This is a genomic window from Streptomyces natalensis ATCC 27448 (genome assembly GCF_000935125.1).
Lineage (GTDB): Bacteria > Actinomycetota > Actinomycetes > Streptomycetales > Streptomycetaceae > Streptomyces > Streptomyces natalensis.
This window is the reverse complement of the sequence record NZ_JRKI01000003.1, coordinates 111136-128959: the sequence shown is the minus strand read 5'-3', so window position 1 is coordinate 128959 and position 17824 is coordinate 111136. Positions and strand designations below refer to the sequence as shown.

The window sequence follows — 17824 nt, the reverse complement described above, 5'->3', positions numbered from 1 at the left end:
GACGCGATCTTGACGGGAGCCTGACGAGGCCCGTCAGGTGCGACCGCGCGCGGCACGAGGGCCGGGAAAGGCGCTGGGGCCGGGCGCCCGTCGAAGGAAGCCCGACCCGGGTCGGGAAATGCCTGGCGACTACTGGACCAGCAGGATCGAGTTGATCGGCGTCAGGTCCTTGACGAAGTACTGGCCGGCGGCCATCCAGCCCTGGCAGTCGCCGGTGCCGTTGTAGCCGGTGCAGGTGCGGGCCCAGGCGCCGCCGGTCTGGTTGTTGAAGATCATGTGGTTGCCGACCTGGTTGGACAGGTTGTGGGCGCCGTAGCTGTAGAAGGCGTGGGAGGGCCGGTCGTTGTTCCAGCCGGCGTCCTGCGGGTAGATGCAGAAGGCTCCGGCCGGGCAGCCGTGTTCGGTGCCCGCGGCCTGGGCGGCGTTGGCGCTGGTCGCGGTGACCATGGTCGTGGCGCCCACGGCGAGTGCGAGGGCCGCGGCGGCCCGGGTGATCTTGCGCATGGTGTTCCCCCTGGAGTTCCTGCGGTCGTGGTGCACGGCGTGCCGTACGGGCCCCCGTCCGGCGTCCGGAGCGAGGGCCGTACCGCCGTCGCGACAGGCAGTTTGCCCGAGTCGCCGGGGTCGCACCATGTATTCGTTCTGGGTCGAAATCGGGGGAGGAAGAGGGTAGTTGTGTGGTAGGCCGAGGCCCGCCGGCGCCACGGACACGGGCCCCTCCGGCCCCCGTGTCCGTTCGGCCCCCGCAACCGCTCACCCCATCGGCAGGCTTTCCCCCTGCACCGCCTGGATGTCCAGCTCGACCTTGAGGGTGGTCCCGATCGCCGCGATGCCCGCCGCCACGACCTGGTTGTAGTTCATCTTGAAGTCCTCGCGCCGCAGTTCGGCGGTGGCGCGGAAGGCCGCGCGGACGCCGCCCCAGGGGTCGGGCCCGGTGCCGAGGTAGCTCAGGTCGAGGTCGACGGGGCGGACGACGCCGTGGAGGGAGAGGTCGCCGTGGACGGTCCAGCGGTCGGGGCCGGCCGGCTCCAGGCCGCTGCTGCGGTAGGTGAGTTCGGGGAACTCGTCCACGTTCAGGAAGTCCTCGGAGCGCAGATGGCCGTCGCGCATGCCGTTGCCGGTGTCGATGGAGGCGGCCTTGATAGACGCCTCGACGCGGGACTTCTCCAGGTCCTCGGCGATCTCGATCCGGCCGCCGAACTCGGTGAACCGGCCGTGCACGCTGGAGATGCCCAGGTGCTGGGCGACCGCGCCGACGGTGGAGTGCATGGGGTCGATGGTCCAGGCGCCGGGGGGCGGCAGTTCCGCGCCGCCCTGGCGGGCCAGGACGACCGTGCCGATCTCCATCCGGCCGCTGGCCGTCACGATCGCGCTGGAGGCGACCGGGGCGTAGCCGACGGCCGTGACGATGACGGTGTACGCACCGGCCGCCAGCGGCGCCTCGCTGCGGACCGCGCCCTCCTCGTCGGCCGAGGCCCGCAGCACCTGCGCGCCCGTCATGTCGGTGACGGTCAGTACGGCGTGCTGGACCGCCCAGCCGTCCCGTGTGCGGACCTGGGCCCGCAGTCCGGCAGCTCCCGCGCCGCTCGAAGTCATTGCCTTCTCCCGTGTGTTGCCTGGTGCGTGGTGGGGCTCCGGCGGCGGCGTGCAGGCCGTCCCCTGCCTGTGCGCAGCGCCGCCGTCGGAGCCCGGGGGCCGGGCCGGGGCGCGTCTCCGCTCATAGCGCGCCCCGGTCCGGGGTCTGGGGGAAGGGGGTCACCCCTCCTGGTGCGTGAGCTGGACGTCGTGGCCGTCGATCCCGCGTGCGTCGACCGCAAGGCCGCTGGCGACCGGCGGATAGCCGCTCGCGATGACCGTGTAGTCGCCGGCGTCCAGGTCGGTGAAGGCGTAGGCGCCGTCCGCCCCGGTGGTGGAGGTGGCGACGACATTGCCCGCCGCATCCACCAGCGTCACGCGGGCGTCGGGCAGCGGCCGACGGTCCGCACCCGCCCGTACGATGCCCTGCACCCGGGCGCCGGAGCGCAGTTCGACCTCGATGCGGGTGGTGCCCTGGCCGCTGACCTCGACCGGCAGTGCGGCCGGGCGGTAGTCCGCGGCGTTCACGGCGACGGTGAAGGTGCCCGGGGCCAGCTCGGCGAAGGCGAAGTGGCCTTCGGCGCCGGTGGTTCCGGTAGCCAGTACCTCGCCGCGGACGTCGGTGACGACGACCATCGCACCGGCGACCGGTTCGCCGCCGCTCGCGCTGCGGACCTGGCCGGCCAGGCCGCTGGTGCCGCTGAGCAGGATGTCGAAGGCGTGCGGCGTATCGCCGACGACGACCGTGGAAGCCTGCGGCTGGTGTCCGTCGGCCGCGGCTATCAGGACGTACGACCCGGCGCCGGGGGCACCAAGGACGTACGAGCCGTTGGCCTGGGCGACCGCGCGGCCCAGCTGGCGGCCGGTGAGCGAGATCAGCGTGACGGCGGAGCGGGGGACGGGGTTGCCCTCCGCGTTCCGGACGAAGCCGTGGACGGCCGGGCCCGCCGGGGCGTCGCCGTTGCCTGCCGAGGCGTACGCGGCCAGCGGCTGGGGCGCGGCGGCGACGGCCGGCCGGGCCCAGGAGGGGGTGTGGCCGTACTCGTCGTCCGAGGGGGCGGCGCCCACCAGGACGGGCTCCCGCTCCTCGGCGGCCGGAGCCGCGGCGGCGGATGCCTCGGCGGCCGCTTCCGCCGGGACGGCCGCGGTCTCGGTGCCGTCCGTGCCGTCCGAGCTCTGGGCCAGACCACCACGCGTCTTCAATGCGACCTCCTTGATGAACAGGGTGAACAGGAAGGCGAGCAGCGCGCAGGGCGCCGCGTAGAGGAACACGTCCGCCACGCCGTGACCGTAGGCGCTCTCCATGACGGTGCGCAGCGGCGCCGGGAGGGCGTCCAGGTCGGGGATGCCGCCGCCGCTGTTGCCGGCGGCGTGCGCGGCGGCCTTGGCGCCCTTGGGGCCGAGGTCGGCCAGGCCGTCCTTGACGTAGTGGGTGACGCGGTTGCCGAGCACCGCACCGAGCGCCGAGACGCCCACCGCACCGCCGAGGGAACGGAAGAAGGTCACGACGGACGAGGCGGAACCGAGGTCCTGAGGGGCGACCTGGTTCTGCGTGGCAAGGACCAGGTTCTGCATCATCATGCCGATGCCGAGGCCCATCAGCGCCATGAAGATCGCGATGTGCCAGTACTCGGTGTCGTAACGGATGGTGCTCAGCAGGCCGAGGCCCGCGGTCAGCAGCAGACCGCCGGTGACCAGCCATGCCTTCCAGCGGCCGGTCTTGGTGATGACCTGGCCGGAGACCGTCGACGAGATGAACAGGCCGCCGATCATCGGGATGGTCATGACGCCGGACATCGTCGGCGACTTGTCGCGGGCCAGCTGGAAGTACTGGCTGAAGAACACGGTGCCGGTGAACATCGAGACGCCGACGAACAGCGAGGCCAGCGAGGCCAGGGTGATCGTCTTGTTGCGGAACAGCCGCAGCGGGATGATCGGCTCCGCGGCCCTGGACTCGATGAGGAGGAAGATCGCACCGAGGACGACCGCGCCGCCGACCATCGCGGCGGTCTGCCACGACAGCCAGTCGTACTTGTCGCCCGCCAGCGTCACCCACACCAGCAGCAGCGAGACCGCCGCGCTGATGAAGAAGGCGCCCGCCCAGTCGACCTTGACGCCCTCGCGCTTGACGACGGGCAGCTTCAGGGTCTTCTGGAGCACGATCAGGGCGATGACGGCGAACGGCACGCCGACGTAGAAGCACCAGCGCCAGCCGAGCCAGCTGGTGTCGGTGATGACGCCGCCGAGCAGCGGTCCGCCGACGGTGGCGACGGCGAAGACGGCGCCGAGGTAGCCGCTGTAACGGCCGCGCTCGCGCGGCGAGATCATCGCGGCCATCACGATCTGGGCCAGGGCGGACAGACCGCCCACGCCTATGCCCTGCACCACCCGGCAGGCGATCAGCATGCCGGTGTTCTGCGACAGTCCGGCGACGACCGACCCGGCCACGTAGATGACCAGCGCGAACTGCACCAGCAGCTTCTTGCTGAACAGGTCGGAGAGCTTGCCCCACAGGGGCGTGGACGCGGTCATCGACAGCAGTGCGGCCGTCACGACCCAGGTGTAGGCGCTCTGCCCGCCGTGCAGATCGTGGATGATCTCCGGCAGCGCATTCGAGACGATCGTCGAGGACAGGATGGCGACGAACATCCCGAGCAGCAGCCCGGAGAGCGCCTCCATGATCTGACGGTGCGTCATGGGGGCCCCGTGGGAGGCGTGCTGTCCGCCTCCGTGCTTGGCGTGGCCGCCCCGCACACCGGCTGGTGTGGTCGTAGCCATGTGGTTCCTTTGGTTCCTTGTCAGCCCGCGGGTGTACGGGCGGGGGTGGTGCAGGGATCGTGCGGGGCCCGGCTGCGGCAGTCGCCGAAGCTCGTACGGAGCCTGGCGAGCAGGTCGACGAGGTGTCCGACGTCGGTGTCGGTCCAGTCGTCCAGATACCGGGCGAGGGTCTGGGTGTAGCGCTCGGAGAGCTCCGCGAGGAGCTCCGTGCCGCTCGGGGTCAGGCACAGCAGCCGCGACCGCTTGTCGGCCGGGTCGGGCTTGCGCTCGACCCAGCCGCGTTCGCAGACGTGCGCGACATGCCGGCTGGTCACCGACATGTCGATGGCCAGCAGCTCCGCGAGCTGGCTCATCCGCATCTCGCCGTGCCGCTCGAGAAGGGTGAGCAGGCCGGCCGAGGCGGGCGGGCAGTCCTGGGGCAGGAGGCGGCCCATTTCGCGCTTGACGGCGCCGATGGCGCTGAGTTGCCGGGCCAGCTCCTCGTAATGACTCCGAGTGGCCACGGACTCCTCCATGCGTCGTCACGTTGTGTTGTATGGCGTCCTTCGTCGATCCCTGTCGGGGATCTTCGTTGCTTGAGGCAACCATGTAACCATAGATTATGTTGGTTGCTGAAGGCAAACGAGTTGCAGGCGCCCTCGGGTAAAGCCGGGTAAAGCCCGCCAAAAGTCCCGGCCGGTTGTGGTCGGTACCCGTGCCCCGTGGCGCAAAAGTGCAGGTCATGTGGGTGCGCTCCCCAGGGGTGCCCCTCGGACCCGCAGTTCGCTAGGGTCCTTCACCATGGCGACCAACCCTCAGAACCAGGCCGGCGGCAACTACGACCCGGCGGGCAGCACCCAGATGTTCCGCGCCTTCGTGGACGAGGGCACCGCCCCTCCGAGCCCCGAAGGCCGCCGCGCAGCGGCGCCCCAGAGCGGCGGCGGGGCGCGCGTGGGCGTCATCGTCGGCGTGATCGTCGCGGTCCTGGTGGTGGCGGGAGCGGCTTGGCTGGCGCTGAAGTAGGCCGTCGCGCCCCTGGAGGGCGCCGCCCGACCCCGTACGGAACTTCCGGCCCGCCGTCATCGGACGGCGGGCCGCACTCTTGCCCTCGGCCCTGGCCCTGCCCCTGACCTCGGCGTACCCGACTTCAGCGGGCACCGGATGTCGGGTCCGACACGGCCGCCCGTTCCTAAAGTAAGGCAGCGAAAGGGAAGGAGTCCGGGTGCTGGAGCGGCTGAACGAGGCGATGGAGTACATCGAGGAGCGCCTCGACGGACGGATCGACGCCGGAGAACTGGCCAGGATCGCGGTGACGTCGGAGTACCACTTCCGGCGGCTGTTCTCCGCGCTGGCGGGGATGCCGCTGTCGGACTACGTCCGCCGTCGGCGGCTGACCCTCGCGGGGGCCGAAGTGCTCGCCGGGGAGCGGACGTTGCTCGATGTCGCGGTGCGCTACGGCTACGGCTCGGGGGAGGCGTTCGCGCGGGCGTTCCGCGCGATGCACGGCGTCGGGCCCGGCGCGGCCCGGCGGAGCGGCGCGGTGTTGCAGTCCCAGCCCCGGATGTCCTTCCGACTCGTCGTCGAGGGGAGCAGCAGCATGTCGTACCGGATTGTGGAGAAGGACGCGTTCCGGGTCGTGGGGAAGAAGGCCCGCGTACCGCTCGTGCACAACGGGGAGAACCCGGCGATCGTCGCCCACGTCAAGAGCATCGGGAAGGAGACCGTAGCGCGCATCGCCGCCCTGTCCGACCAGGAGCCGGACGGGATCGTCTCGGCGGTCGTACGGCTCGACGCGAGCATGGAGGAGGGCACCGAACTCGACTACTACCACGCGGTGGTGACGAGTGCGGCAGCGCCGGAGGGGCTCGACGAACTGCACGTGCCGGCGGGGACCTGGGCCGTCTTCGAGAACACCGGACCGTATCCGCAGGCGCTTCAGCACCTGTGGGGGGACGTGTACGCGCAGTGGTTCCCGTCCAACCCGTACCGGAGCCGGCCGGGCCCCGAGATCCTGTGGGTCCGGCCGACGGAGGACGGCAAGCAGGCGCAGGCGCGGCTGTGGATTCCGGTGGAGCGGACCACGGCCGGTTGAGAACGGCGCGCCTGCGGGGCCGGCTTTCGGCAGGCCGGCCCCGGATGCCGTCGCCGTCAGCCCTGGTCGGCCGCCGCCTGGAGGGCCGCCATGTCGATCTTCTTCATGCCGAGCATGGCCTGCATGGCGCGGGTGGCGCGGCTCTGGTCGGGGTCGCTCATCAGCTCGGCCATCCCGGTGGGGACGACCTGCCAGGACAGGCCGAACCTGTCCTTCACCCAGCCGCACGGGCCCTCTTCGCCGCCTTCGGAGAGCTTGGTCCAGTAGTAGTCGATCTCTTCCTGGTCGCCGCAGGTGATCAGGAACGAGACCGCCTCGTCGAAGGTGAACTGGGGGCCGCCGTTGATCGCGGTGAATTCCTTGCCGTCGAGCACGAAATCGACGGTCAGGACGGTACCGGCGGGGCGCGGACCGGCCTCCGTGTAGTACGAGATATTCCGGATCCTGGAGTTCGGGAACACCGAGCAGTAGAACTCGGCGGCCTCCACGCTCTGGGTGTCGAACCAGAGGTTGGGGGTGATCTGGGGCATGGTGTCGTCCTCCTGCGCATCCGCGGTCGGTTCTGTAGGAGTACTGACCGGCGCGGCGGGCGGAACTCATCGGCCATCGGGGGGAAATCCGGCAGGAGGGCGCCGACCCGTCGGGCAGGCCCTAGCATCACTGGCAACCGCACCCGAGGGACGGAGTTCATCCGTGCGTCACCCGCGCGTTGGCGTCGCCATCCTGACCATGGGCTCACGGCCCGCCGAACTGGCCGACCTGCTCGACTCGGTGGCCAAGCAGGACACGCCCGCGGCGCGGGTGGTGGTCGTCGGCAACGGCTCGCCCCTGCCACCCCTTCCCGACGGGGTGACCGGCCTGGAACTGCCGGAGAACCTGGGCATCGCCGGCGGCCGGAACGCCGCCCTGGACAGACTCCGGGAGTTCGGGGACGTCGACGTGGTCGTGGACCTGGACGATGACGGGCTGCTGATCAGCCCGGATGTCCTCACCCGGCTCGTGGAGCTGTACGAGGCGGACGAGCGGCTGGGCATCGTCAGCTTCCGCATCGCCGACGAACGCGGTCGCACCCAGCGCCGCCACGTCCCCCGCCTGCGTGCCAAGGACCCCCTGCGCCGCGGCTATGTGACGACGTTCCTCGGCGGTGGCCACGGCCTGTCCATGCGGATGCTGGACGAGACCGGCGGCTGGCCCGAGCCGTTCTTCTACGCCCATGAGGAGACCGACCTGGCCTGGCGGGCCCTGGACGAGGGCTGGAAGGTGCTCTACGAGCCCGAGTTGGTGCTCCAGCACCCGTGGACCTCACCGACCCGGCACGCGGTGTACCACCGCATGGTGGCCCGAAACCGCGTCTGGCTCGCCAAACGGCACCTCCCCGCCCCCCTCATCCCCCTCTACCTGGCCGTATGGACGGCGATAACCCTCGCGCGCACCCGCCAACCGGCCGGCCTGCGGGCCTGGTTCGCCGGCTTCACCGAAGGCGTGCGGACGCCGTGCCCGCCGCGCCGCCCCATGCGGTGGCGCACCGTGTGGCGCATGAGCCGGTTGGGCCGTCCGCCCGTCATCTAGGGCCTGTCCGATGGGTCAGGGTCGGACAGGCCCTAGCTCGCAGGCGCGGAGTGGGGGTCAGCGCCCGGTGGCGAGATGGGCGCCGCCGGTGCAGTCGAGGATCACGCCCGTCATGAAGCCGTTGGCGGCCACCATGTGGATGGCGCGGGCGACGTCGTCGGGGCGGCCGACGCGGCCTGCCGGGGTGGTGGCGGCGAGGCCGTCGAACAGCGCCTTGCGCTGGTCTGCCGGGACGGCGTCCCACCACGGGGTGTCGATGACGCCGGGCGAGACTGCGTTGATCCGCAGCGGGGCCAGCTCGACCGCCAGCGGGGGGACCATCGCCTGGAGCGCGCCGTTGATGGCGGCCAGGCCCGCGCTGCCGGGGAAGGCGGCGCGGGCGGAGGCGGCGGTGATCAGGGTCACCGAGCCGTCCGCGCGCATATGGGGCAGTGCGGATTTCAGGATGCGCACCTGCGGCCAGAACTTGCCGTCGAATCCGGCCGCGAGCGCCGCCAGGTCGAGCTCGGCGAAGGGGCCGCTGCCCGCCGCGCCGCTGACGGCGAGCACCAGGTGGTCGATCGGGCCCGACTGTGCGAAGAACGCGTCGATGTCGATCTGGTCCGCGGCATCCATGCGGTGGCCGACGGTCTTGCCGCCGATACGGGCGGCCGCTGCGGTCAGCCGGTCCAGGCTGCGGCCGGTGATGGTGACCTCGGCGCCATCGGCGGCGAACGCCGCCGCTGCGGCCTCGCCGATGCCGGAGCTGCCGCCCATCACGACGACGTGCTGTCCGGCGAAGGCGGGCGTTGCGGCAGGTGAAGCGGTCATGGTGGTGCGTCCTTTCGTCCCCGTGGCGCCCCCGGGTGAGGGGGCTCGGCAGCCTTGACGAGACTGCCGGTCTCGACAAGAGTGTTGCCGAGACCGTTAGTCTCGTCAAGAGTGAGATGGGGGCGAGAGGGAGCGGATGTGGGGATGCGGGGACGAGACGCGGGACGAACGGAGAGCCGGACGGTATGAACGCAGCAGCGCAGCCCCCCTCCCGAGGGGAGCGCCCGCACACCGGGCGTCGCCGTAACGAGGCGGCCCACCGGGCGATCCTGGACGCCGCCATGCGGCTGCTGGCCGCCTCCGAGGGGGCTCCCATCACCATCGACGCCATCGCCCGCGAAGCCGGCGTCGGCAAACAGACCCTCTACCGCTGGTGGCCCTCCAAGGGCGCCGTCCTCCTGGACGCCCTCCACGACCGCGCGGACCATGACGTGCCCGCACCGGACACCGGCTCGCTCCGCGACGACCTGCGCACCCTCATCGCCGCCACCTTCGACGCCGCCCGGCACACCCCCACCGGCCCGGCCCTACGCACCCTCGTACGCGAGGCGGCGCGCGACCCGCACCTCACAGAGATGCTGCGCACCTTCACCGCCGCCCGCCGCGCGGCCGTACGGGAAGTCGCCGCCCGCGGCGTCGAACGCGGCGAACTGCCCGCGAACACCGACCTCGACCTGATGGTGGATCAGTTCTACGGCTTGTTCTGGTACCGCTTCCTCCTCGGGCACGCCCCCCTCGACCATGCGACGGCCGATCGCCTCACCGACTCCCTGCTCGGCGGGCTCGGCGGGCTCGGCATGCGGGGGCCGAAGGGGGCGGGCCGATAGGCCGAAGCCCCGCGGGGTATAGCCTCGGCGCCCATGCCGGTCGGACGAGGGGGAGCGATGGCGGTATGCACACGTGCGGTGGTGCTCGGCGCCGGAGGAGTGGTCGGGACGGCCTGGATGGCCGGCCTCGTCGGCGGGCTGCGCGGGAACGGCGTGGATCTTGCCGAGGCGGATCTGACCGTCGGTACCTCGGCGGGAGCGATCGTCGGCGCGTTGCTGGCCACCGGGCAGGACCCCGACCGGCTCGCCGTCCCCCGGCGGACCGGCGTCCCGCCCCTGGTGGACGGCCGCCGGCTGGGCGAGGTGTTCGCAGTGCTCGGCGCGGCAGGGGCCAACCCCGCCGAGGTGCGACGCCGCGTGGGCAGGCTCGCGCTGACCGCCGAGACGGGGCCCGAGCAGGCCCATCTCGCCCGTATGGAAGCCGTCACCGGCGCGGACCGCTGGCCGGACCGCAAGCTGCTCATCACCGCGGTGGACGTCGCGACGGGCGAGCCGGAGGTCTTCGACCGCGCCAGTGGCGTCCCGCTGCCCTCCGCAGTGGCGGCGAGCACGGCCTTCCCGGGCATCTACCCGCCCGTCACCGTAAACGGCCGCCGGTACATGGACGGCGGCCTGCGGTCCGGGACCAACGCCGATCTCGCCGCGGGCGCCCGCGCGCTGGTCGTCGTCGAGCCGCTGGCGCATCTCTTCCCCCGCGAGCCGCTGGCGCGGGAGCTCGCCGCGGCCGGTGCGGACGCGGTGGTGACGATCGCGCCCGATGAGGAGACGGTACGGGCCTTCGGGCCCGATCTGCACGACCGGGCGGCCTGGCAGCCGTCCTACCGGGCCGGGCTCCGGCAAGGTGGCGCACTCGCCGAACAGGTCCGGGCCACCTGGCAGGAATGATCCACGGCCGCCCAGTCCCCGCAGGGGTGTTGACCGGCGTACGGGCCTGCCCCGGCCGCGTCACTTCCACCCGAAGGTCACGTCCCTGGTGTCGAGGTGCATCCCGAGCGGCACCCGCCAGGCGTCCACGCACACGCGCCAGGTGCCGGTCTGCCGCTTGCCGGGGGCGAGAGGCAGGGGAAGCGCGTGGGTGGAGTTGCGGGTGGCCCAGTCGATGCCGAGGGGGCCGATGATGTGGGTGCCGAAGGTGACGGTGCCCTGGGTCACGGGGTGTTGACCGGTGTTGAGGAAGCCGAGGGTGACCTTCTGGCACCAGCGGACGTCGGTGTCGGCGAGATCCGGCCTGCCGACGAGGAGGCCGGCGGGGGCACCGGGGCCGGTGGGCAGGGTGGGGGACGGCGGGCCAGGGGTGGTGCTGCCGTCTCCGGGGCCGGGTCCGTCTCCGCTGCCGGGGCCGGTGTGGCCGCCGGGTTCGCCAGGGGTGGCGGAAGCTCCCGGTGGCGCCGGGGAGTTGGCGGATGGGGCGGTTGCGTCGCCAGGGCTTCCGGTGGGGGCTCCGGGGGGCGTGCCGTCGCCGCCCGTACGGGAAGGGGCGCCCGGGGAGGGGTGGCCGGAAGGGGAATGCGTGCCGTCGCCGTCCAGGGGCGTCAGCTCGATTCCGTCGCGGGGCGGTACGGCCTTCACCGGGGCCCGGCCGTCGGCGGGGCCCGCCGCGCCCAGCGCGACATAGCTCTTGGGCGGCGCGCTGCCGCAGCCGGCGAGCAGAACGCCCAGGAACACCACGGCCGCCGAGGTGCGGCCAACTGCCGTCGTCCGTCGCATCGTGGGGGTACCTCCCAGCGGTAGCCGGGGGACAGTGTTGCTGACGATGCGTCAGGAGTACAGGGGTGGGAGAAAGAGGGGAGAGGGACGGGCCCTACGCCTCCCTCTTCCGCTGTCCGCCGAGCGGCGCACCCCTCGGCGGACCGGACCTCAGTCGGCGATGAGCCCTTCGCGCAGCTGCGCGAGAGTGCGGGTGAGCAGCCGGGAGACGTGCATCTGGGAGATGCCGACCTCCTCGCCGATCTGTGACTGCGTCATGTTGGCGAAGAAGCGCAACATGATGATCTGGCGCTCCCGGGGCGGGAGTTTGGCCAGCAGGGGCTTGAGGGACTCGCGGTATTCCACGCCCTCCAGCGCGCTGTCCTCGTAGCCGAGGCGGTCCGCGAGGGAGCCCTCGCCGCCGTCGTCCTCGGGGGAGGGGGAGTCGAGGGAGGAGGCGGTGTAGGCGTTGCCGACCGCGAGGCCGTCGACGACGTCTTCCTCCGACACGCCCAGGCACAGGGCGAGTTCGGGAACGGTCGGGGAACGGTCCAGCTTCTGGGAGAGCTCGTCGCTGGCCTTGGTGAGGGCCAGCCGCAGCTCCTGGAGGCGGCGCGGCACCCGTACCGACCACGAGGTGTCGCGGAAGAAGCGCTTGATCTCGCCGACGACCGTGGGCATCGCGAACGTCGGGAATTCCACGCCGCGTTCGCAATCGAAACGGTCGATGGCTTTGATCAGGCCGATGGTGCCGACCTGGACGATGTCCTCCATCGGTTCGTTGCGGCTGCGGAAGCGGGCCGCGGCGTAACGGACGAGCGGGAGGTTGAGTTCGATGAGGGTGTCGCGGACATAGGTGCGCTCCGCGCAGTCCTTGTCGAGCGTGGCCAGCCGCAGGAACAGGGAGCGGGAGAGCGTGCGGGTGTTGATGGCGTCGTCGGGCACCTGGACGGGCACCTGGACGGGTGCCTGGTCGTGCAGGTGCGGCGCGGGCGCGGGAATCGCGGGAAGCACCTTCGAGCTGCCCAGTTCTACGGACATGCCACCCCCTTGAGGTGTCGCTGCGGTGTCCTCGGGCCGGGCGGACCGAGGAGTGATGCCTCCACCTGAATACCGGAGGCAGCGCCACGGCAAACGCGGTTTCTGCAGAATGTCACATGTCGGCAACACGCTGTAGCGCCTTGTCGACATATCTGTGCAGGAACGGGTACCTCGTCCCGGTGAGAGATCGCTCCTGTTTCCGGTTGGGGTGTCGGCGCCGTCGGGCGGGTCCCGTCAGGCGTCGATCCGGTTTGCGGACCGCAAGCGCGCGAAGCTCCGCGAGAGTAGCCGGGAGACGTGCATCTGCGACACCCCCAGTTCCGCACTGATCTGGGACTGCGTCAGATTGCTGTAGTAGCGCAGCAGCAGGATGCGCTGTTCGCGTTCGGGGAGCTGGACGAGCAGATGCCGTACGAGGTCGCGGTGCTCGACGCCGGCGAGCTCGGGGTCCTCGTAGCCGAGGCGGTCCAGCAGGCCGGGCAGGCCGTCGCCCTCCTGGGCGGCCTCCAGGGACGTGGCGTGGTAGGAGCGGCCGGCCTCCAGGCAGGCGAGCACCTCGTCCTCGCTGATCTTGAGGCGTTCGGCGATCTCGGTGGTGGTGGGGGAGCGGCCGTGCAGCACCGTGAGGTCCTCGGTCGCGCCGTTGACCTGCACCCACAGCTCGTGGAGGCGGCGGGGTACATGCACCGTCCGGACATTGTCCCGAAAGTAGCGTTTGATCTCGCCGACGACGGTCGGCATCGCAAAGGTCGGGAACTGGACGCCGCGGTCGGGGTCGAACCGGTCGATCGCATTGATCAGCCCGATGGTGCCGACCTGGACGACGTCCTCCATGGGTTCATTACGGCTACGGAAGCGGGCCGCGGCATATCTGACCAGCGGAAGGTTGGCCTCGATCAGGGCCGCGCGGACCCGGGTGTGCTCCGGTGTACCCGGTTCGAGGCCGGACAGCTCCGCGAACAGCACTTGTGTGAGCGCCCGCGTGTCCGCGCTACGGCTCTCGCGGGATGGAGCCTTTGGCGCAGTACGGGCCGTCACGGTCAGGCCACCCTTCACAGCGTATGTATCCGGCAAAGCGGTCATAGCATCACAAGAGTGTGCATAAGGTGCAAGTACCCCATAACGCCGTGTTGGGGGGAGAGTTGGCCGTTGGGATCCAGGGGATACGGGAGATCCGGGATACGGCGAAGCCCCCCGTCCGTGGCGGGCGGGGGGCTCGTGGAAGGTCTGCGGCGCCCCGGAGGGCGGGGCGGCGGGCGTCAGGCTCCGGCCGGGCCCTGGAACTCGTAGTCGGCGATCACCCAGGTGGCGAAGGCGCGCCACTGTCCGGCGGCCGCCTGGTGGGCCGGGTGCTCCAGGTAGCGCTTGAGGGCGTCGGCGTCGGCCACCGCGGAGTTGATCGCGAAGTCGTGGGCGATCGGCCGGTCGGTGATGTTCCAGGCGCATTCCCAGAAGGTCAGCTCCGGGATCTCGTCCTTCAGCGCCTCGAACGCGCGGACGCCGGCCTGTACCCGTTCGTCGTCGCGGGAGACGCCTTCGTTGAGCTTGAACAGGACCAGGTGGCGGATCACGGGGACCTCCGTGCGGCGGTGGCTGCACGGCCGGTCGGGCGACCGGCCGGCGACCCGCCGACTACTTGATCAGCTGGGTCATGAACTCGCCGACGCCCTGAGCGGCGGCCGAGATGCCCTCGAAGCCTATCTGGACGAGGTTGGCGGCCCGCGCCGGGGACGTGATGATCGTGTAGAGCACGAAGACGATGAGCAGGTACAACACGATCTTCTTTGCCTGCGCCATCGGTCCCGTCTCCCCTGTTCCCTGCGGCCGTCCCTGGTTTTCCTCTGCCGTCGGCTGCTCTCCAGGTCCCGGGTCTTTGAGCCGTCCCGGACTCCCCAGCCGGATGCAGTCGGGTGAGTGTAACCACAGGTGTTCGACCAAGGCAGCCGGGATGCGGCCGCCGATTGCCCGGTAGGTCACCGCGGGGCTGCCCCTGATCTGGTCTTTAAGGACCAAAGGCCCGACAAGGAGGGCCATTCGCCGGGTGGCCGGGGCGGTCGGCGCAGGCAGGATGAAAGGAGCCCGGCGGGTCTGGCAGGAAGCCGCCGGGTGTGGGACGGGACCTCTCTGCGGGGTCCGCGCCGGCTTCATCCCCCTGACTGCGGCGCGGGCTTTGAGGCCCGGTCCCCCTCGGGGGGAGCGGTGCACCCCGAGCCGCCGCTTCCCCCGGCCGGCCACCCCGGGCCCCTTCGCCCCCTTTCCGGGCCCCTCCGCCCCCTTTCCGGGCTCCCCGCTGCCCTCCCTTCGCCGCCGGTGCCGCAGATGCCCGGCGGATTTCTCGTACCGGGTCCCTTGCGCCACCCTCCGGAACCTTCTGAGCGGCGGTCGCGTCCTCCACCCCGTACGGCCCGGCCGCCCCGTCCGGCATGCATCATGTACGCGACAGAACGGAGCGCGGCCGCGCGCCGCGCCGCGGTGCGGGCCGTGCGGACGACGAAAGGAACACGGGGCGGCAACGATGAAGATCGACTGGGACCGGCGTACCTGCGCGCGGCGCGGGCACATCACCTACCTTCCGCACGAGGAACACCTGCGGAACAAGCTGCGCGCCGGCACCGCGCTCGGCGAGGCCTGGCGCTGTCTGCGCTGCGGCGACTTCGCCCTCGGCGCACCGCACGGCTCCGGCCCGGCCGCCGACGCCCCGCTGGTCCCGCGCGGCAAGGTCCTGCGGGATCTGTTCCTGCTGCGCTTCCTGGCCGTCGAGCGGGCCGTGCGCGGCGTGTTCATCGTGCTGGCCGCCTTCGGCGTCTGGCAGTTCAGCAACCGCAAGGACGCTGTCCGGCGGTTCTTCGACGAGTACATCGCCGTGCTGCGCCCGGTCGCCCGGCACTTCAACTACGACCTGGACCATTCCCCGGTCGTCGGCACCATCCAGAAGACCTTCGGCTACCAGCACTCCACTTTGATGCTGGTGGCCGGGGCGCTGCTGGCCTACGCCCTGATCGAGATCGTCGAGGGCGTCGGGCTGTGGCGCGCCAAGCGGTGGGCGGAGTATCTGACGGTGGTGGCGACCGCGGCCTTCCTGCCGCTGGAGATCTACGAGCTGACCGAGAAGGTCAGCTGGCTCAAGATCGCCACGCTGGTGATCAACGTTCTCGCGGTGCTCTACATCGCCCTCGCCAAGCGGCTGTTCGGGCTACGAGGTGGCCGTAAGGCCTTCGACGAGGAGCGGCACAGCGCCTCCCTCATGGAGGTCGAGATCTCGGCGGGCGTACCCGCTGCCGCTCATCATGGCTGAGGCCATCACGCTACTAGGGGGAGATTCCACCATGCCGCACACCGCACAGAGCCCCGCGCACACGACTGCGCCCGCGCGCAGGCGGCGCGGACCGGGCGTCGTGCTGGCGGTGCTCTTCGGCCTGCTGGCCATGAGCGCCGCCCCGGCCGTGGCCGCGCAGAGCGCCGTGGCGCCGCGCAGCGCCGCCGCACCCGCGTCCGCGCCGGAGTTCGGCCACCACGGCCTCTTCTCGCACCATCACCACGTCTTCTCGCACTCGGCGAAGAAGGTCTACAAGGCGAAGAAGAGCTCCAAGTGGAAGAAGAAGGTCGGGAAGAAGACGAAGGGCTTCTTCAAGAAGCTCGGCATCATCGCCATCGTGCTGTTCGTGATCGCCCTGGTCATCGCGATCGTGGTGATCGCCCTGATCGTGGCGCTGATCCGGCGCCTCTTCCGCCGCAACAACTGACGGCCGGGCCCTGACGCGGCGGGCCGCGGCGCTGATCACCAGCGCCGCGGCCCGCGCCGCGTCCGCCCCTCACGCCGCCAGCGTGAGCCACAGCAACGCCGCGTTCAGCAGCGTGCTGACCGATGCGGCGGCCACCGCGCAGACGGTGGTCAGGCGCCCGTTGACCAGACGGCCCATCAGCTGTCGCTGCGCGGTGAACGCCACCAGCGGCCACAGCGCGAACGGGATGCCGAAGCTCAGCACGACCTGGGAGAGCACCAGCGCCCGCCCGGGCTCGGCGCCGAGGGCCAGGACCGCCAGCGCCGGGACGAGGGTGAGCAGCCGCCGTACGGCGAGCGGGACCGTACGGCCGACGAAGCCCTCCAGGATCACCGCGCCCGCATAGGTGCCCACCGAGGTGGCGGCGAAGCCGGAGGCGAGCAGCGCGACGGCGAAGAGCATCGCGGGCAGCGGGCCGAGCGCGGCGGCGAGTCCGCGGTGCGCGGCCTCGATCGAATCGCCCGCCGCCGAACCGAGGGTGGCGGCGCCGACGACGAGCATCGCCAGATTCACCACCGCGGCGGTGCTCATCGCCGCCAGCACATCGACCCGGGTCGCGCCCAGCAGGGTCCGCTGCCTGCCGCCCGCCGCGCCGTGCCGGTCGCGCACCAGCGCGCCGTGCAGATAGATGGCGTGCGGCATGACGGTCGCCCCGACGATCCCGCAGGCGAGCAGCAGGCTGTCCGGCCCGGCGAAGCGCGGCACCATCCCGGCGGCGATCTGTCTGGCCGAGAAGCCGCCGCTGACCGCGTCGTACAGGAAGCCGGTCAGCACCACTGCCAGCAGACCGCCGACGACGGCCTCGAACGGCCGCTGGCCACGCCGCGACTGCACCACGATCACCAGCCAGGAGACCAGCCCGGTGAGCAGCCCGCCGGTGAGCAGCGGGATGCCGAAGAGCAGTTGGAGGGCGACCGCGCCGCCGACCACCTCGGCGAGGTCGGTCGCCACGGCGACGATCTCCGCCTGGACCCACAGCGCCAGCCGGGTGCCCCGGCGAAAGCGCTCGGCGCACAGCTCGGGGAGCGTACGGCCGGTGGCGAGGGTGAGTTTGGCGGACAGATACTGCACCAGCATCGCCATCGCCCCGGCGCCGACCACCACCCACACCAGCAGATAGCCGTAACGGGCGCCGGCGGTGATGTTCGTGGCGACATTGCCGGGGTCGACATAGGCGATGGCGGCGACGAAGGCGGGGCCCATCAGCCGGACCACGGTCAGCGGGCGGGGCCGTGCGGGCGCGGGCGCGCGGCCGGGGGCGAGCGGGCTCATCGCGCCGGGGGTTCGGCGGTGGGCAGGCTGAGTACCGGCTCGACGTCATGGCCGAACTTGCCGACCGTAATCGCCCCGCCGGGCGAGCCGATCTCCGTGAAGAACGCCGCATTGGCCGCGGTGTACACGGACCACTTCTCCGGGACGTCGTCCTCGAAGTAAATGGCCTCCACGGGGCAGACGACCTCGCAGGCGCCGCAGTCCACGCATTCCTCGGGCTGGATGTACATCATCCGTTCGCCCTGATAAATGCAGTCGACCGGGCATTCCTCGACACATGCCAGGTCCAGCACATCCGCGCAGGGTTCGGCGACCACATACGCCATGGGGGTACTCCTGTCCGGGTGTTGGGTGAGGGGTGTGGGTGTGAGGGTTTTGGTGTGTGGGCGTCGGCGTCGGGGACGAGGGTGCGC

Annotated in this window: 20 protein-coding genes; 7 read left to right on the top strand and 13 right to left on the bottom strand. The window is 71.4% G+C overall.

The genetic code is table 11. The annotated features are described in order from the left end of the window. Positions 1-129: 129 nt before the first annotated feature. The 4 genes from SNA_RS01580 to SNA_RS01565 all read right to left on the bottom strand — a co-directional run bounded on the left by SNA_RS01580 (position 130) and on the right by SNA_RS01565 (position 4868). The gene (locus SNA_RS01580; protein ID WP_044362672.1) at positions 130-504 is read right to left on the bottom strand and encodes a hypothetical protein; all 375 of its coding nucleotides are present in this window, start codon (positions 502-504) and stop codon (positions 130-132) included. 249 nt (positions 505-753) lie between these two features. After that, positions 754-1596: a YceI family protein gene (locus tag SNA_RS01575; RefSeq protein ID WP_030073838.1), complete on the bottom strand. Its 843-nt coding sequence runs from the start codon at positions 1594-1596 to the stop codon at positions 754-756. Positions 1597-1755: 159 nt separating this feature from the next. Beyond that, positions 1756-4272, bottom strand: a complete 2517-nt coding sequence (locus tag SNA_RS01570) for an MFS transporter (RefSeq protein WP_476718241.1) — start codon at positions 4270-4272, stop codon at positions 1756-1758. 101 nt (positions 4273-4373) lie between these two features. Next, complete coding sequence (locus tag SNA_RS01565; protein ID WP_030067420.1) at positions 4374-4868, bottom strand: MarR family winged helix-turn-helix transcriptional regulator; 495 nt, start codon at positions 4866-4868, stop codon at positions 4374-4376. A gap of 265 nt (positions 4869-5133) precedes the next feature. Here SNA_RS01565 and SNA_RS01560 point away from each other — a divergent pair, with 265 nt between their 5' ends. Further along, the gene (locus SNA_RS01560) at positions 5134-5355 is read left to right on the top strand and encodes a hypothetical protein (RefSeq protein ID WP_030067419.1); all 222 of its coding nucleotides are present in this window, start codon (positions 5134-5136) and stop codon (positions 5353-5355) included. A gap of 199 nt (positions 5356-5554) precedes the next feature. Beyond that, positions 5555-6424, top strand: a complete 870-nt coding sequence (locus SNA_RS01555; RefSeq protein ID WP_030067417.1) for an AraC family transcriptional regulator — start codon at positions 5555-5557, stop codon at positions 6422-6424. Positions 6425-6480: 56 nt separating this feature from the next. On the opposite strand, the gene SNA_RS01550 is transcribed toward SNA_RS01555, so the two are convergent. Beyond that, positions 6481-6954 (bottom strand): VOC family protein, encoded by a 474-nt coding sequence (locus SNA_RS01550; RefSeq protein ID WP_030067416.1) that lies wholly within the window; start codon positions 6952-6954, stop codon positions 6481-6483. A 163-nt stretch (positions 6955-7117) separates the two neighbouring features. On the opposite strand from SNA_RS01550, the gene SNA_RS01545 reads away from it, so the two are divergent. Next, entirely contained in the window at positions 7118-7993 is an 876-nt protein-coding gene (locus SNA_RS01545) for a glycosyltransferase family 2 protein (protein WP_030067415.1), read from the top strand. A 57-nt stretch (positions 7994-8050) separates the two neighbouring features. Here the strand turns inward: SNA_RS01545 and SNA_RS01540 are convergent, their stop codons facing one another. After that, positions 8051-8803: an SDR family oxidoreductase gene (locus SNA_RS01540; protein WP_044362670.1), complete on the bottom strand. Its 753-nt coding sequence runs from the start codon at positions 8801-8803 to the stop codon at positions 8051-8053. Between the two features lie 185 nt (positions 8804-8988). Here SNA_RS01540 and SNA_RS01535 point away from each other — a divergent pair, with 185 nt between their 5' ends. Further along, entirely contained in the window at positions 8989-9630 is a 642-nt protein-coding gene (locus SNA_RS01535; RefSeq protein ID WP_044362669.1) for a TetR/AcrR family transcriptional regulator, read from the top strand. Positions 9631-9687: 57 nt separating this feature from the next. Next, positions 9688-10515, top strand: a complete 828-nt coding sequence (locus tag SNA_RS01530; RefSeq protein ID WP_030067412.1) for a patatin-like phospholipase family protein — start codon at positions 9688-9690, stop codon at positions 10513-10515. A gap of 60 nt (positions 10516-10575) precedes the next feature. Here SNA_RS01530 and SNA_RS01525 read toward each other — a convergent pair whose 3' ends face one another. The 5 genes from SNA_RS01525 to SNA_RS43075 form a co-directional block, all read right to left on the bottom strand. Beyond that, the gene (locus SNA_RS01525; protein ID WP_044362665.1) at positions 10576-11337 is read right to left on the bottom strand and encodes a hypothetical protein; all 762 of its coding nucleotides are present in this window, start codon (positions 11335-11337) and stop codon (positions 10576-10578) included. A gap of 150 nt (positions 11338-11487) precedes the next feature. Beyond that, a complete protein-coding gene (locus tag SNA_RS01520) occupies positions 11488-12357 on the bottom strand; it encodes an RNA polymerase sigma factor SigF (RefSeq protein WP_030067410.1) in 870 nt (289 codons plus the stop codon). A gap of 234 nt (positions 12358-12591) precedes the next feature. Beyond that, positions 12592-13401, bottom strand: a complete 810-nt coding sequence (locus tag SNA_RS01515) for an RNA polymerase sigma factor SigF (protein WP_030067409.1) — start codon at positions 13399-13401, stop codon at positions 12592-12594. 215 nt (positions 13402-13616) lie between these two features. Continuing rightward, positions 13617-13928 carry a Dabb family protein gene (locus SNA_RS01510; RefSeq protein ID WP_030067408.1) on the bottom strand — a complete coding sequence of 104 codons (312 nt, stop codon included), beginning with the start codon at positions 13926-13928 and terminating at the stop codon, positions 13617-13619. 61 nt (positions 13929-13989) lie between these two features. Next, positions 13990-14154: a hypothetical protein gene (locus tag SNA_RS43075; RefSeq protein WP_198534962.1), complete on the bottom strand. Its 165-nt coding sequence runs from the start codon at positions 14152-14154 to the stop codon at positions 13990-13992. A 718-nt stretch (positions 14155-14872) separates the two neighbouring features. Here SNA_RS43075 and SNA_RS01505 point away from each other — a divergent pair. Next, positions 14873-15652, top strand: coding sequence for a DUF2127 domain-containing protein (locus SNA_RS01505; RefSeq protein ID WP_030067407.1), 780 nt, complete (start codon positions 14873-14875; stop codon positions 15650-15652). Between the two features lie 31 nt (positions 15653-15683). Further along, the gene (locus SNA_RS01500; protein ID WP_044362662.1) at positions 15684-16100 is read left to right on the top strand and encodes a hypothetical protein; all 417 of its coding nucleotides are present in this window, start codon (positions 15684-15686) and stop codon (positions 16098-16100) included. Between the two features lie 69 nt (positions 16101-16169). On the opposite strand, the gene SNA_RS01495 is transcribed toward SNA_RS01500, so the two are convergent. Together SNA_RS01495 and fdxA are read right to left on the bottom strand one after the other, a co-directional pair. Next, the gene (locus SNA_RS01495) at positions 16170-17411 is read right to left on the bottom strand and encodes an Nramp family divalent metal transporter (RefSeq protein ID WP_044362660.1); all 1242 of its coding nucleotides are present in this window, start codon (positions 17409-17411) and stop codon (positions 16170-16172) included. Further along, positions 17408-17737, bottom strand: a complete 330-nt coding sequence (gene fdxA, locus SNA_RS01490; RefSeq protein WP_030067405.1) for a ferredoxin — start codon at positions 17735-17737, stop codon at positions 17408-17410. Before fdxA ends, SNA_RS01495 begins: the two co-directional genes overlap by 4 nt. Between the last annotated feature and the right edge of the window lie 87 nt (positions 17738-17824).